This is a genomic window from Nesterenkonia suensis (genome assembly GCF_054782935.1).
Genome location: NZ_BAAGRN010000009.1, coordinates 248308 through 262934, shown reverse-complemented (window position 1 = coordinate 262934; position 14627 = coordinate 248308). Strand labels below are relative to the sequence as shown.

Here is a 14627-nt window from a genome sequence, read left to right as displayed (position 1 = left end):
GATACTCACCAGCTCAACGGGGGGGCGGGTGGGCCTCAGCGCACCGGCACCGGGGCCGACTCGCCGCCGTCGCCGGGCTGCGGACCGGCATCCGGGTCGGTGCCGTTGGCGATGGCGTCGGCCCGCTCCTCCCAGAACTCGGCATTGCGCACGCCGACGGTCCGCGGGTCGAACTGCGGGTCCTTGCCGGCCTTCATCTGCGCCCGATAGTCCTTCAGCGCCTTGAACGCCGGCTGCTGGATGAGCAGGATGCCCACGATGTTCAGCCAGGCCATGATGCCGACCCCGATGTCACCGATCGACCAGGCACGGCCCTCGGCACCCATCGCCCCGTAGAACACGACGATGAGGATGATCACCTGCAGCGCCGACAGCAGCGCCCGCTGGACGCTGACGCTGCGCACCTTCCGCATCGCATAGGTCAGGTTCGTCTCCGCCATGTAGTAGTAGTACACGAGCGTGGAGAAGGCGAAGAACGTCAGCGCGACGGCCACGAAGATCGACCCCGCCCCGGCGAAGACCGTGTCCAGGGCCTGCTGGGTGTACGGAGCACCGGATTCGACGCCGTCCGGCAGGTTCGTGGCATGGTCGATGATGCCGTCGTCGGTCTCCACCTGGAACATCCCGGTGGAGAGGATCAGGAACGCCGTCGCCGAGCAGACGATCAGCGTGTCGATGTAGACGGCGAAGGCCTGGACCAGACCCTGCTTGGCCGGGTGGGAGACCTCGGTGGCGGCCGCCGCGTGCGGCCCGGTGCCCTGGCCGGCCTCGTTGGAGTAGATGCCGCGGCGCACACCTTGGTCGACGGCGTATCCCAGGATCCCGCCGAAGACGGCGTGGGCGCCGAAGGCCGAATCGACGATCAGGCGCAGCATGGCCGGGACCTCAGACGCGTTGGCCAGCAGCACGATCAGCGCGATGATGATGTAGCCGATCGCCATGATCGGCACCACCGTGGCGGTGAAGTGCGCGATGCGCTTGACCCCTCCGATGATGATGATGCCCAGCACGATCGCCAGGAAGACGCCGATCATCCACCGGTCCAGGGCCGGGAACGCGCTGGTCAGCGCGCCGGACATGGTGTCGGTCTGAATGCCGGGCAGGAAGACGCCCAGCGCCACCACGGAGACCACGGCGAAGATCCACGCGTAGATCTTCAGCGGGATCCGCGCCCAGGTATGCCGGTAGGAGCGTTCGAAGTAGAAGGCCGGCCCGCCCCGGTACTCCCCGGTGCGGGGGTCGCGTTCCTTGAAGATCTGTCCGAGGGTGGACTCCACGAAGGAGGTCGCCGCACCCAGCAGCGCCACGATCCACATCCACATCACCGCACCGGGTCCCCCGGAGGCGATCGCCACGGCCACACCGGCGATGTTGCCCGCGCCCACACGGCCGGACAGTGACATGGTCAGCGCCTGGAAGGAGGAGATTCCGTCCTTCGAGCTGCCGCCCTGAACCAGGTTCCGGATCATGTTGGGGATCTGGCTGAACTGCACCAGTTTGGCGCGGATGGTGAACAGCAGCCCGGCACCGAGACACAGCCACACCAGGCCGGCGCTCCAGACCCATCCGTCCACCCAGTCGATGAAAGCGTCCATGGGTTTCCTTCCCTCATCAGCACACTCGTCTCCACAGCGCACGGGGTGGTGTGGCGCGGAGCAGGCCGCCGGCGCGGACGAGGATCACGTTCGGCGCGGACGACCTTGGGAGTGTCAGAGCTCACGTCGAGCTCCGATCGCAAAGGGTAGCACCGTCGTGAGTCGGTGGTGTGACATGGGCGACGGCGCGGCGTGACACCCTCACGTCACGGTGCGGCAGAATCGCCGGATCGCCTCGAGCCCGCAACTATGCTGTGCTCCGTGACCAGCCCGCCGTCGTCGGTCCCGGACCGTCCCCGCTCAGTGCCCTCGCGCCGCTTCCTCGCCTGGGAGGTCGTCCTGGTGCTGGGGCTCTCTCTGGGGCGCTCCGCAGTGTATGCGGTGCTGCAGCTGGCGGAGCGGCTCTCCCTGGCGCCGTTGTCCGAGCAGTCGGCCACAGTGCACTCCAGCAGGTCACGCCATGAGCTCTTCGACCTGACCTACCAGGTGCTCGACAGCGTCTTCGCGCTGGTTCCGGTGGCCTTGGTGATCTACCTGTTCCTGCTCCACGGAGTGAACCCGTTCCGCCGGTTCGGCCTGGACCTGCGGCGTCCGCTCCGGGACCTCTCGATCGGTGTCGGACTGTTCGTGCTCATCGGGGCCGGGACCCTGGTGGTCTACCTGGCCGGACGCTCCGCCGGGCTCACCATGGAGATCATCCCGGCTGACGTCACCGAGCACTGGTGGACGACGCCGACCCTGCTGCTGGCCGCCGTCCGCCACGCCCTGGTGGAGGAGATCATCATGGTCGCCTACCTCGTCGACCGGGCCCGACGCCTGTGGCCCTCCCTGGCGCCCGCGTCCTCCCACACATCGCCGTCCTCCCACACATCGCCGTCCTCCCGGGTGTCCGGCATGTGGTGGGTGATCATCGGCACCGCCCTGCTGCGCGGCGCCTACCATCTCTACCAGGGCTTCGGGCCGGGGATCGGCAACGCCCTGATGGGAGTGGTCTTCGGCGCGGTCTACGTCCGATACGGCCGGGTGATGCCGCTGGTGATCGCCCACTTCCTGCTGGACGCCGTGGCGTTTCTGGCGTTCCCGGTGGTGCTGCGGCTCATCGGGGCCTGAAGGGATCATCGGCGGATGACGGAGGTCAGCGCCTGGATCGGCTCGTTGATCTGCCGGAACGATTCCTCATAGACGGCCCGGGGCAGCATGTAAGGGTCGACGACGTCGTCATCGGGCCCCGGAGGTCCGTCCTGGCGGCGCGCCTGGTCCAGCACGTCGACGACGGCGGCGAGCCGGTCCCGCAGAGTGTCGGCCTCCGCCGGGCTCTCTCGCAGCCGCTGCTTCAGCGCGCCCTGCTGGTGGGCGAGCAGTCGGCCGATCTCCCGGACGGTGAAAGTCCGGGCGCGGGCGTCGGGGACCTCGGCGACGACGTCGTCGACGTGCTCCCGCGTGGCGGTGAGGATCAGATCCGATTCCTCGATCATGGCGGCGGTGACCTGACGGGCGGTGAAGCCGCCGGTCTCGGCGCCGTGGTCCTCGAGGCGGCGTCTCATGGGCGGCTGCATGTCTTCGCCGTCGTGGGCGTAGGTGCCCGCAGAGTGCACGCGTAGGCCCTCGACGTCGGCGAGCTCCTGGGCGAGGAGCCGTTCCATCGCCGGTGAGCGGCAGATGTTGCCGGTGCACACAGCGAGCACGGTGTAGTCCTCGGTATAGTCCTCAGTGCGGTCCTCAGTCATGGAGTCTTCTCCTGCGAATCCGTCGCGTCCGTTCGTCCGTTCGTCCTGGCAGGATCCTCTCACAGGCCTCCAGAGTGGGCCGGGCATAGCCCTGGCCGAAGAGGACCCAGTGGCCCAGCAGCGGGAACAGCTGGTGGACCGGGACGCGGTCCCGCCAGCCGGGGGCCAGTGGGGCTTCAGCGTCGTAGGCCCGCAGGATCGTCTCCAGGTGGGGCATGCCGAACAGCTGCAGCATCGCCAGGTCAGTCTCCCGGTGCCCCGCATGCGCGAAGGGGTCGATCAGCACCGCCTCCACGGCGGCGGCAGGGTCTGCCGGTGCGGCGCGCCAAAGCAGATTCCCCGCCCAGAGGTCGCCGTGCAGCCGTGACGGCGGCTCCGCCCCGCGTGCCGGCTCGCCTCGATCCGCGCCGGGAGAGGCGCCGTCGAAGTCTCCTGCGGCGATGCGGTCGCGGGCGGCGCGGAGCTGTGCCGGCACCTCGCCGAGACGCTCCAGGAGCGGGTCGAGCCGTTCCTGGGCGTAGAAGGCGCCCCAGCTGGCATGTGCGCCGGCTCCCAGGGGCAGCAGCTGCTCGGCGGGGCCGAACAGCGGCGGCGCCCCGGCAGGATGTGCCGGCGGCAGCTCCCCGAAGCTGACACCGGCCGGCAGGCTCCGGTGCGTCCGTGCCAGAGAAGTGCCGAATGCGGCGGCCGCCGCAGGGTCCGGCCGCGCCTCCGCCACTGTCTCGAGCTGCAGCACGCCGTCGACGACGCCATGCACCTCCACCACGTCCACACCGCCGCAGAGCCGGGCTTCCGCGAGCCAGCGCAGGCCGGCCGCCTCGATCTCGGCGGCCTGCGGATGGGCGGTGGGACTGGGCTTGCGAAAGATCATCACATCCAGGGTAACGAGCGACGATCTGCGGAGGACGGGGAAGGCGTCCGGGCACGAGGAAGCCCGGGCGGTCTGCACATCCCCTCGACGTCCGGCCCGCCCGGGCTCCTCAGCTCAGCGCGTCACCGCCTCAGTCGCGGTGCTTCTCGAATGATGTGCCGTACGGCTTGTCCTGCAGGAACTCCAGGATGGCCATCTCTCGAGTGTCGGAGGGCAGCTCGTTGGGATCCTCGAAGAGGCGTCCGGCGGCCCGGTCGGCGAGGTACTGCTTCATCTCCTCCTTGACCTTCGGAGCCAGGATCACACAGCCCACGACGTTGATGAAGATGCACAGGAACAGCGCGGAGTCGGCGAAGTCGATGATGTTGCCGAAGGACACCATGCAGCCGATCACGATCATCACACAGATGATGCTCCGGAAGATGAGGTCCTTGGTCTTCGACATGCCCACCAGATAGCGCCAGGCCTGGATGCCGTAGTAGCTCCAGGTGATCAGGGTGGAGAACGCGAAGAGCGCCACACAGATCGCGAGGATCACGGAGAATCCGGGCAGGAAGGTCTCGAAGGAGGCGGCCGTGAGACCCACCGGGTTCTCGTGGCCGACGCCGATGGACTCCTCATAGTCGGCGGGCCAGGCGAAGATGATCACCAGCGCGGTCATGGTGCAGACCACCACAGTGTCGATGAACGGCTCCAGGATGGCGTTGAAACCCTCCGAGACCGGGCGACGGGTCTTCACCGCGGAGTGGGCGATCGGAGCCGAGCCGATGCCGGCCTCGTTGGAGAACGCCGCACGCTGGACACCAATGATGATCACACCGATGACACCACCGGTGATGCCCTCGGCGGTGAAGGCCCCGGAGAGGATCGCACCGAACGCCTCACCGATGTTGGTGATGTTCACTGCGATGACGATGAGGCAGGCCAGCACGTAGATCCCGGCCATCGTGGGCACGATCTTCGCCGTGGCGGAGCCGATCCGACGGATGCCGCCGATGATGACCAGAGCCACCAGTGCCGCGAAGATCAGGCCGAAGATGAACGCCGAGGTGTCCGTGCCCAGGAAGGCGAAGGTCGAAGTGCCGGTCATCTCGTCCAGCGTGCTGCCGGCGGACTCGATGGCGCCGTAGGTCTGGTTGGCCTGGAACATGCCGCCGCCGATGATGCCGAACAGCATGATCGAGATCGCGAAGATGCCGGTGATGATGAGCACCGGCAGCCTGCCCAGCTTCCGGAACGCCACCGGCAGATACTTGAACGGTCCGCCGTGGACGATGCCGTCATCATCGATGTGGCGGTACTTGACCCCCAGAGTGCACTCCACGAATTTGGTGCACATGCCGAACAGTCCGGCGAGGATCATCCAGAACGTGGCACCAGGGCCACCGAGCGAAACAGCGGCCGCCACACCGGCGATGTTGCCCAGCCCGACCGTGCCGGAGACCGCGGCGGTCAGCGCTTGGAAGTGCGTGACCTCCCCGGGGTCGTCCTCCGTGGTCCATTTGCCCCGCACGATCTCGAAGGTCACCGGCGCGGTGCGGAACTGCACGAAGCCGAAGTAGATGGTGAACCCGATGGCCGCGACGATGGCCCAGAGGACCACCAGCGGGCCGTCCCAGAGGGTGGTGCCCTCCGGGAACGGGGCACCGAGCGGAATCTCCACATTGGTGCCGAAGATCAGGTTGACGAAGAATCCGGTGATCTCACCGAACGTCTCATCGATGGTGTCAGCGATGCCCTGCAGACCGTTGGCCGGTTCCTCGGCCTCGGCCGCCACAAGGACGGGGCTTCCTATAGTCATGAGTCATCCCCTCATGGGTGGTGGAGTGATGCAGATCACAAGGATCACGTGTGACTGAGAGTACTACCCAGTACCCGCAACAATCTATAAGCAGGAGATGACACGCCTAGTGCGGAGCGCAACGCTGATGTGTCGACGATGTTTCACCGTCGGAGATTCTTGCCGATCCCGGCCTGTTCCGGGGATGTTCCCGGGATGCCCCAGGGCCGTTCCGGACCGGGACACGACGACGGCCCCGCGCCGCACCTCAGCGGGTGCGACACGGGGCCGTCGAAGCATGTCGCGGCGGGGAGCCTCAGGATGTGCCGGTGAGCTGCACCGGCGCCGGGGCGGAGTTCTCCGATCCGTACTCCCCCACGTACTCAGTGCGGACTTCCCGGATCAGGAAGAACAGGAAGACGAAGACCACGATGCAGACCACCAGGATCACCGGATGGAGTCCCCGACGGGACTCATCCGGCTGGTCCTGTGCCTCCCGATCCGGATCGTTCATCCCTCGACGCCCAGCTTCGCCAGCACGATCTCCCGGACCTTGCCGGCGTCGGCCTGCCCGCGGGTCTCCTTCATCACCGGGCCGATCAGCGCCCCGATCGCCTTCAGCTTGCCGGCGGAGATCTTCTCCACCACGTCGGGGTTCTCCTCCATGGCCTTCTCGACGGCGGCGGTCAGCGCGCCGTCGTCGGAGACCACCTCCAGGCCGCGGTCGGCGACGATCTGCTGCGGCGACCCTTCACCGTCGACATGGTGCTCCAGCACCTGGCGGGCGATCTTGTCGTTGATCCGCCCCTGGTCGATGAGCCCGGCCAGCTCGATGATCGTGGCCGGCTCCACGCCCAGGGCACTGGGGTCGACGTCGCGGGCGTTGGCCAGGCGAGAGATCTCGCCCATCCACCACTTCCGCGCCACCGCGGGGCTGGCCCCGGAGTCCACGGTCTCCTCGATCTCGTCCAGCAGACCGGCGGCGACGACGTCGCGGAACTCCGCGTCCGCATAGCCCCAGGCCTCGCGCAGACGGCGGCGGCGCTCCGCCGGAGGCTCCGGCAGCTCGGCGCGCAGCTTCTCGATCCACGCCCCCGTGGTGACGATCGGCAGCAGGTCCGGCTCGGGGAAGTACCGGTAGTCATCGGCGTCGGACTTCGGACGCCCGGAGCTGGTGGTGCGGGTGTCCTCCTTCCAGTGACGCGTCTCCTGGACGATGCTCCCGCCGGCACTGAGCACGCCGGCGTGGCGCCGGATCTCATAGGTCACCGCATGTTCCACCGCGCGCAGGGAGTTGACGTTCTTCGTCTCCGAGCGGGTGCCGAACTCGGTGGCGCCCTTGGGCATCAGCGAGACGTTGGCGTCGCAGCGGACGTTGCCCCGCTCCATGCGGGCGTCCGAGATGTCCAGGGCCTTGACGATGTCCCGGATCGCCGAGACATAGGCCCGCGCGATCTCCGGGGCGCGCTCCCCGGCCCCGACGATCGGCTTGGTGACGATCTCGATCAGCGGAACCCCGGAACGGTTGTAGTCCACCAGGGAGTAGTCCGCGCCCTGGATGCGGCCGGAGCCCCCGGCATGGGTGAGCTTGCCGGCGTCCTCCTCCATGTGGGCGCGCTCGATCTCCACACGGAAGATCTCGCCGTCGTCGAGCTCCACATCCAGGTGGCCGTCGAAGGCGATGGGCTCATCGTACTGGGAGGTCTGCCAGTTCTTCGGGGTGTCCGGGTAGAAGTACTGCTTCCGGGCGAAGCGGCAGGTCTCGGCGATCTGACAGTTCAGCGCGAGTCCGAGCTTGATCGCGTCCTCCACCGCCTGCCGGTTGACCACGGGCAGGGTCCCGGGCAGGCCCAGGCAGACGGGGTTGACGTTGGTGTTCGGCTCATCGCCGAAGGCGTTCGGCGCCGAGGAGAACATCTTGGTCTTCGTGTTGAGCTCGACGTGGACCTCGAAGCCGAGAACCGGGTCGAAACGGTCCATCGCCTCCTGGTAGGGCAGCGGCGTTGCTTCTGTCAGCGTCTCAGTCATGGCAGTCCTTCACTCTCCTGCAGTCTGGGCCGCGGCGGTCTCGAGGGCGGGCACCCGGGCCCACAGGGGCTCGGCGTCAGCGGTGAGCAGCCGCTCCAAAGCGGCCCCGGCGTGGTAGACCCGGGCGTCCTGCCGGGCAGGAGCCAGGAACTGGATGCCCACCGGCAGCTGCCCGCCGGCGCCGTCGTCGGCCAGCCCGCCGGGCACCGAGATGCCCGGGATCCCCGCCAGGTTCGCCGGGATGGTGGCGACGTCATTGAGGTACATGGCCATGGGGTCGTCGAGCTTCTCCCCCAGCGGGAACGCCACAGTCGGCGAGGTCGGAGAGATGAGCACGTCGGCCTGCTCGAAGGCGGCGTCGAAGTCCCGCTGGATGAGCGTGCGGACCTTCTGCGCGGAGCCGTAGTAGGCGTCGTAGTAGCCCGCCGACAGCGCGTAGGTGCCCAGCACGATGCGCCGCTTGACCTCCTCGCCGAAGCCCGCGGCACGGGTGGCGCCCATGACCCGCTCGATGGTCAGCGGCCCGTCCTCGGGCAGTACGCGCCGCCCGTAGCGGACGCCGTCATAGCGGGCCAGGTTGGAGGAGGCCTCCGAGGGCATGATCAGGTAGTAGGCGCCCAGGGCGTAGTCGAAGCTGGGGCAGTCGACCTCGACGATCTCGGCGCCGGCCGCGCGCAGCTTCTCCAGGGACTCCTGGAAGCGGGCGAGCACGCCCTCTTGGTAGCCCTCGCCCTGCAGCTGCCGGATCACGCCGACCTTCAGGCCCGTCACGTCGTCACGGCCGGCGGCCTGCACGAAGGCCGGGACCTCGTCGACCAGGGACGTGGAGTCCTTGGGGTCGTGGCCGGCGATGAGCTCGTGCAGCAGGGCGGCATCCTCGGTGGTGCGGGCCACCGGGCCGATCTGGTCCAGGGACGAGGCCATCGCGATGGCGCCGTAGCGCGAGACCGAGCCGTAGGTGGGCTTGGTGCCCACCGTGCCGGTGACCGCACCGGGCTGGCGGATGGAGCCGCCGGTGTCGGTGCCCAGCGCCAACGGTGCCTCGAAGGCGGCGACGGCGGCCGCGGAGCCTCCTCCGGAGCCGCCGGGGATACGGTCGAGATCCCAGGGGTTGCGGGTCACACCGTAGGCGGAGTGCTCTGTGGAGGACCCCATGGCGAACTCGTCGAGATTGGTCTTGCCCAGGATCGGCAGCTTCGCCGCACGGATCTTCTCGACCACAGTCGCGTCATAGGGGCTCATCCACCCCTCGAGCATCTTCGAGCCCGCCGTGGTGGGCTGACCGATGGTGACGATCAGGTCCTTGATCGCGATGGGCACTCCGGCCAACGGGTGGAGCGCCTCGGCGTCGGTTCCTCCGGCGGCTCGGATCGAGTCCACCTCCGCCGCGGTGGCCAGCGCCTCCTCCGCAGAGACGTGGAGGTAGGCGTGGATGCCGCGGTCCCCGCCGTCGACGGCGGCGATGCGGTCCAGGTGGGCCTGCACCAGCTCGGTGGAGGTGATCTCCCCGGCGCGCAGCTTCGCCGCCATCTGGGCGGCGGTCAGTCGGATCATCTCAGTCATGCGGGCCTCACTCCTCGTCCAGGATCGCCGGAACCTTGAATCGCCCGTCCTGGGCGTCAGGGGCGTTGAGCAGCGACTGCTCCTCGGTGAAGACCTCGCCGACGACGTCCTCACGGAAGACGTTGTGCAGCGGCAGCGGGTGGCTGGTGGCCGGCACGTCGGCGGAGACCGCCTCGGACACCGTCTTCACGGAGTCGACGATGACGTCCAGCTCCCCGGCCATCGTCGTCAGCTCCTCCTCGGTCATGCTGATATGCGCAAGTTTCGCCAGATGCTCGACGTCGGCACGCGAGATCTCAGACATGCAGCTCCTACGGGATAGTGGCGTGGTCACAGGGACATCGAAGTCCGACCCAGTCTAGTCGAGCCGGCCCGGGCGCCGGTGCGCCGGCCGGACGTCGGCCGTGGCCCGACCGGGCGCCGACTCAGCCTCGCACAGGCCGCACGAAGGTCGGAAAACGAGCGTCCTTGCCGTGCTCCTCACGGGTGATCACCAAGTCTCGGGAGGGGACCGGGACGAACCCCTCGGAGCGATAGAGGGCATGGGCGGCGGTCATCGAGTCCAGACTGCACAGCACCAGGGCAGTGGCGCCGTCCTCCTCAGCGCGGCCGATCAGATGGCGCAGCATCGTCCGGGCGATCCCCCGGCCCTGGAACTCCGGGGCGACGGCGAGCATACGGAACTCCACCTCCCCAGGCCTGGCCAGCTCCGCGAGCTGATCACCGGCGCGGACGATGACCGTCGAGGCGGCGACGACACCGTCGACCTCGGCGACGATGAGCTCCCCGTACGCCGCGCGGAAGGCGACATCGGTCAGCTGGGCCACGTAGAGGTCATCGGCCGCGAGGTGACCGCCGGTGAGATAGGCCTCGACGGTGACCTCGGCGATGCGCCCATGATCCTCCTGGCGGGCCGAGCGGATCATCACGCCGGCCCCGCCTCCTGCTCCTCCGCGAGGGCCAGCGGCATCGGGCGCAGCTGACCGTGCGGCATGCCGATCTCCCCCACCACGCACCAGTCGCCGGTCACCGAGCTGTCGGCCACCGTCGGGCGCCGCACCGGCACCCCGGCCTCCTCCGCGATCAGCGCCCCCGCGGACCAGTCATGCTCCTGGATGCCGAACTCCGCATAGGCGTCCACCGTCCCGTCAGCGACCATGCAGATGTCCAGGGCGGCAGCCCCCAGCCGGCGGAGGTTCCCGAAGCTGCCGAGCATCGCCGAGACGGCGGCTGTCTGCTGGGCCCTGCGCTCCGGGTCGTAACCGAAACCTGTGGAGAGCAGGCCCGCCGCGAGGCTGCCCTGCGGGCCGCGCAGGCGCACCGGCTCACCCGTGGGCTGCCCGGCGCCGTCTCCGACGAGCCGGGCAGTGTGGGCGCCGGCGTCGCGGGCGGCCCACCAGACCCGCCGCAGGGCCGGCGCGTGGACCACACCGGCCAGCCACCGGCCCTGGGAGTCCTGCACGGCCACCGAGGTGCCGTAGTAGACGATCCCCCGCACGAAGTTCGTCGTGCCGTCCAGGGGGTCGATGGACCAGCGGTATCCGGTGGCGCGCTCCGGCGCCACGGTCCCGTACTCCTCACCGGTGACGACGTCGTCAGGACGGTGACGATGCAACACGGCCCGCACCGCCTGCTCGGCCCTCCGGTCGAAGTCGGTCACGAGATCGGAGGCGGAGCTCTTGGTCTCCACCGCTCCGGCGCCCAGCGCCAGCCCGGCCGGTGCGACGTCGTCGCGTCCGGCCAGGACCCCCGCACCGGCCGTCGCGGCCTCGCGGGCGATGTGCAGCAGCTCGTCCACTATGCTCATTCGTCAGTCTCCAGACCTTCGTCGCGCGGCAGGCCGTCAGGCCCCTTCTCCAACAGCACCTCGAACTGCTCCTCGTCGAGCACCGGAACTCCCCACGACTCGGCCTTGTCCCGTTTGGACCCGGCGTTGGCCCCGGCGACCAGGTATGAGGTCCTCTTCGACACCGACCCGGCGGCCCGGCCCCCACGGGCGATGATCGCCTCCTTGGACTCGTCCCGGGACCAGTTCTCCAGACTGCCGGTGACCACCACCGTCAGGCCCTCGAGCGTGCGCGGCGTCTCCTCGTCGACGTCGTCGACCATGCGCACCCCGGCCTGAGCCCAGCGCTCCACGATCCGCCGGTGCCAGTCCAGGGAGAACCACTCATGCACCGCCGCAGCGATGGTGGGGCCGACCCCGTCGATGCCGGCGAGCTCCTCCTCGTCAGCGGCCCGGATCTTCTCCAAAGACCCGTAGGCCGCAGCCAGCGCCCGGGAGGCGGTGGGGCCCACGTGCCGGATGGACAGCGCCACCAGCACCCGCCACAACGGCTGCTCCTTGGCCTTCTCCAGCTCGGCGAAGAGCCTGCGGCACCGGTCGTTGGGCTCCCCGTCCTGTTTGGCGAAGTACCGTTCCACGGTCCACAGACCCGTGCGGGTCCATGACCGGGACTCTGCGTCGTAGTGGCGCTCCTCCCGCCAGACGTAGACGTCCTGGAGGTCCTCGGGGACGAGATGGAACAGGTCCGCTTCGTTCCGCAGCACCGGGGTCTGCGGCTGCGGCATCCCGTCGTCGCCGAAGGAGACCTCCACACCGGACGCGGCGACCGCTTCCCTGCTGACCAGCTCCGGCAGGTCGGGTCGACGGAAGTCGGGGTCGGTGAGGGCCCGGCCGCCCTCCTCCCCCAGGCCCTCGATGTCCAGGGCACCGCGGGAGCCGACATGGATGACCCGTTCGGCCAGCTGCGCGGGACACGACTCCGCGTTCGGGCAGCGATAGTCGACGTCGCCCTCCTTCGCGGGGCGCAGCTCCGTCCCGCAGGCCGGGCACCTCGCCGGGAAGACGAACTCGTGGAGCTCACCCTCCCGCCCCTCACGGGAGGGGAGCACCGGGCCGAGCACCTCGGGGATGACGTCGCCGGCCTTGCGCACGATCACGTCGTCTCCGATCAGCACGCCCTTGGCCCGGACCACGTCCTGATTGTGCAGAGTGGCCCGGGAGACCACCGAGCCGGCGACCTTCTGGGGCTCCAGCACGGCGAAGGGCGTGACCCGGCCGGTGCGACCCACCTGCACCTGAATGTCCAGCAGGCGCGTGTGAATCTCCTCCGGCGGGTACTTGTAGGCGGCGGCCCAGCGCGGGACCCGCGAGGTGTGGCCCAGCGCGCGCTGCTGGTCGAAGTCGTCCACCTTGATCACGACGCCGTCGATCTCATGGACCAGCTCGTGGCGCCTGGACTGGTGCTCGTCCAGGTAGGCTTCGATCTCCTCATAGCTGCGCAGCAGCTTAGTGTACGGGCTGACCGGCAGGCCCCAGGAGGCCAGCAGGTCATAGGCCTCATGCTGCGAGCCCAGGTCGAGCCCCTCTCGGGCGCCGAGGCCGTGGACGAACATGCTCAGCGGCCGCTCAGCGGTCTTGGCGGGGTCCTTCTGGCGCAGCGAGCCCGCCGCGGCGTTGCGGGGATTCGCCAGCGGCGGCTTCCCCTCGGCGGTGAGCCGCGCGTTGAAGCCGTGGAACTGCTCGGTGGGCATGAAGATCTCCCCGCGAACCTCCAGCTCCGCGGGATGGCCCTCCCCGGAGAGCCGCTGCGGGATGTCCTCGATGGTCAGCACGTTGTGGGTGACGTCCTCACCGGTGGTGCCGTCGCCGCGGGTGGCTGCGCGGACCAGACGGCCTTCCCGGTAGAGCAGGTTGATGGCCAGCCCATCGATCTTGACCTCGGTGAGCCAGGTGGGCGTCGCTCCGGGACGCACCTCGGCCAGAGAGGCGACGGTGCGGTCGTACCAGGCACGCAGCTCGGAGCGGGAGAAGACATCCTCCAGGGAGTACAGGCGCTGCAGATGGGTCACCGGGGAGAACGCCTCGGAGACCTCGCCGCCGACCTCCAGGGTGGGCGAATCTGCGGAGACGATCTCCGGATGCTCCCGCTCGATGCGCTGCAGGCGGCTGAACAGCTCGTCGAACTCCGCATCCGAGATCAGCGGGGAGTCGTCCTGGTAATAGGCGATGCGATGCCGCCGCACCTCGTCCACGAGCCGCTGGTACTCCTCGCGCAGCTCGAAGGCAGGCGCGGGGCTGTCGCCGGGGGTGTCGCCGGCTGCATCGGCGGTGTGCTCCACGGGGGTGTCGTCGTGCTCCACTGTCTCGATCACGCAGACAAGTCTAGGACCTCCTGGTGACACCGGCGGGGCCCCGGCTCGCCGAGTCGACGCCACCACGGCCAGCGGCCAGGCTCAGCCGTGCAGATTCAGTCCTGGTTCAGTCCTGGTTCAGTCCTGGTTCAGTCCTGGCAGACGTCGACGACGATCACGGTCACGTTGTCCCGCCCGCCCTCACGCAGCGCCTGATGGATCAGCCAGTCCACGGTGTCCTGCGGGGAGCGTCCGGCGGCGAGGATCTCCGCGATCCGCGCGTCGGTCAGCTCCCCGGTCAGACCGTCCGAACAGACCAGCAGACGCTGACCCGCCGCCACAGGTGCCGTGGTGAAGTCCCCGCCGAGCAGGTCACCGGCCCCCAGGGCACGGGTGATCACATTGCGATTGGGGTGGCCACGGAGCTCGTCAGCGGTGATGATGCCGGATTCGAGCATGTCCTGGACCTGCGAGTGGTCCCGGGTCAGCTGCTGCAGGGCCCCGTCATGGTGCAGATAGGTGCGCGAGTCGCCGACGTTGAACACCAGCCACTGCAGCCGCGCCTCGGTCTCCACCAGCACCGCACCGGTCAGTGTGGTCCCGGCCTTGGCGTCGGTGGCCCGGCGGATCCGCTCATCGGCATCGTCGAGGAAGGCCTGCAGGTCCACCCGGGTGATCGGCCCCGGAGCGGCGTCCCACCCCTCAGCCAGCGCCTGGACCGCGAGGGCGGACGCGACCTCCCCCGCCTCATGGCCGCCCATGCCGTCGGCGACCGCGAACAGGGAATCCGTGACCACCGAGGAGTCCTCGTTGAGCTCGCGGCGCAGCCCGACATGGGAGCCGTACCCGTAGTCCAGGTAGAGCCCGTGGTCCGGGCGTGGCTGCTGCGCGTCGCTCATCGTGGTGTTCTGCCCTTCGCTGAGTGG

13 protein-coding genes are annotated in these 14627 nt (G+C 69.0%); 1 reads left to right on the top strand and 12 read right to left on the bottom strand.

The window, feature by feature from the left end; translation table 11 throughout:
* Nucleotides 1-35: 35 nt before the first annotated feature.
* On the bottom strand, nucleotides 36-1595 hold the full coding sequence (locus ACYVKI_RS09845; protein ID WP_460690170.1) for an alanine/glycine:cation symporter family protein: 1560 nt from the start codon (nucleotides 1593-1595) through the stop codon (nucleotides 36-38).
* A gap of 261 nt (nucleotides 1596-1856) precedes the next feature.
* On the opposite strand from ACYVKI_RS09845, the gene ACYVKI_RS09840 reads away from it, so the two are divergent.
* Complete coding sequence (locus tag ACYVKI_RS09840) at nucleotides 1857-2705, top strand: CPBP family intramembrane glutamic endopeptidase (RefSeq protein ID WP_460690169.1); 849 nt, start codon at nucleotides 1857-1859, stop codon at nucleotides 2703-2705.
* Nucleotides 2706-2710: 5 nt separating this feature from the next.
* Here ACYVKI_RS09840 and ACYVKI_RS09835 read toward each other — a convergent pair whose 3' ends face one another.
* From ACYVKI_RS09835 to ACYVKI_RS09785, 11 genes are all read right to left on the bottom strand, one after another.
* Complete coding sequence (locus ACYVKI_RS09835) at nucleotides 2711-3322, bottom strand: arsenate reductase/protein-tyrosine-phosphatase family protein (RefSeq protein WP_460690168.1); 612 nt, start codon at nucleotides 3320-3322, stop codon at nucleotides 2711-2713.
* Nucleotides 3315-4193, bottom strand: coding sequence for a fructosamine kinase family protein (locus ACYVKI_RS09830; RefSeq protein ID WP_460690167.1), 879 nt, complete (start codon nucleotides 4191-4193; stop codon nucleotides 3315-3317). Before ACYVKI_RS09830 ends, ACYVKI_RS09835 begins: the two co-directional genes overlap by 8 nt.
* A 130-nt stretch (nucleotides 4194-4323) precedes the next feature.
* Nucleotides 4324-5994 (bottom strand): alanine/glycine:cation symporter family protein, encoded by a 1671-nt coding sequence (locus ACYVKI_RS09825; protein ID WP_460690166.1) that lies wholly within the window; start codon nucleotides 5992-5994, stop codon nucleotides 4324-4326.
* 295 nt (nucleotides 5995-6289) lie between these two features.
* Nucleotides 6290-6487, bottom strand: a complete 198-nt coding sequence (locus tag ACYVKI_RS09820) for a hypothetical protein (RefSeq protein WP_460690165.1) — start codon at nucleotides 6485-6487, stop codon at nucleotides 6290-6292.
* Nucleotides 6484-8001, bottom strand: a complete 1518-nt coding sequence (gene gatB, locus ACYVKI_RS09815; protein WP_460690164.1) for an Asp-tRNA(Asn)/Glu-tRNA(Gln) amidotransferase subunit GatB — start codon at nucleotides 7999-8001, stop codon at nucleotides 6484-6486. The genes ACYVKI_RS09820 and gatB overlap by 4 nt, the downstream gene beginning before the upstream one ends.
* Before the next feature lie 9 nt (nucleotides 8002-8010).
* Nucleotides 8011-9564, bottom strand: a complete 1554-nt coding sequence (gatA, locus tag ACYVKI_RS09810) for an Asp-tRNA(Asn)/Glu-tRNA(Gln) amidotransferase subunit GatA (protein ID WP_460690163.1) — start codon at nucleotides 9562-9564, stop codon at nucleotides 8011-8013.
* A gap of 7 nt (nucleotides 9565-9571) precedes the next feature.
* Nucleotides 9572-9868, bottom strand: coding sequence for an Asp-tRNA(Asn)/Glu-tRNA(Gln) amidotransferase subunit GatC (gene gatC / locus ACYVKI_RS09805; RefSeq protein WP_460690162.1), 297 nt, complete (start codon nucleotides 9866-9868; stop codon nucleotides 9572-9574).
* 121 nt (nucleotides 9869-9989) lie between these two features.
* Entirely contained in the window at nucleotides 9990-10490 is a 501-nt protein-coding gene (locus ACYVKI_RS09800; protein ID WP_460690525.1) for a GNAT family N-acetyltransferase, read from the bottom strand.
* Nucleotides 10490-11371: an inositol monophosphatase family protein gene (locus tag ACYVKI_RS09795; RefSeq protein WP_460690161.1), complete on the bottom strand. Its 882-nt coding sequence runs from the start codon at nucleotides 11369-11371 to the stop codon at nucleotides 10490-10492. Before ACYVKI_RS09795 ends, ACYVKI_RS09800 begins: the two co-directional genes overlap by 1 nt.
* Nucleotides 11368-13722, bottom strand: a complete 2355-nt coding sequence (gene ligA / locus ACYVKI_RS09790) for an NAD-dependent DNA ligase LigA (RefSeq protein WP_460690160.1) — start codon at nucleotides 13720-13722, stop codon at nucleotides 11368-11370. Before ligA ends, ACYVKI_RS09795 begins: the two co-directional genes overlap by 4 nt.
* A 128-nt stretch (nucleotides 13723-13850) precedes the next feature.
* The gene (locus ACYVKI_RS09785; RefSeq protein WP_460690159.1) at nucleotides 13851-14600 is read right to left on the bottom strand and encodes a PP2C family protein-serine/threonine phosphatase; all 750 of its coding nucleotides are present in this window, start codon (nucleotides 14598-14600) and stop codon (nucleotides 13851-13853) included.
* Nucleotides 14601-14627 lie beyond the last annotated feature (27 nt).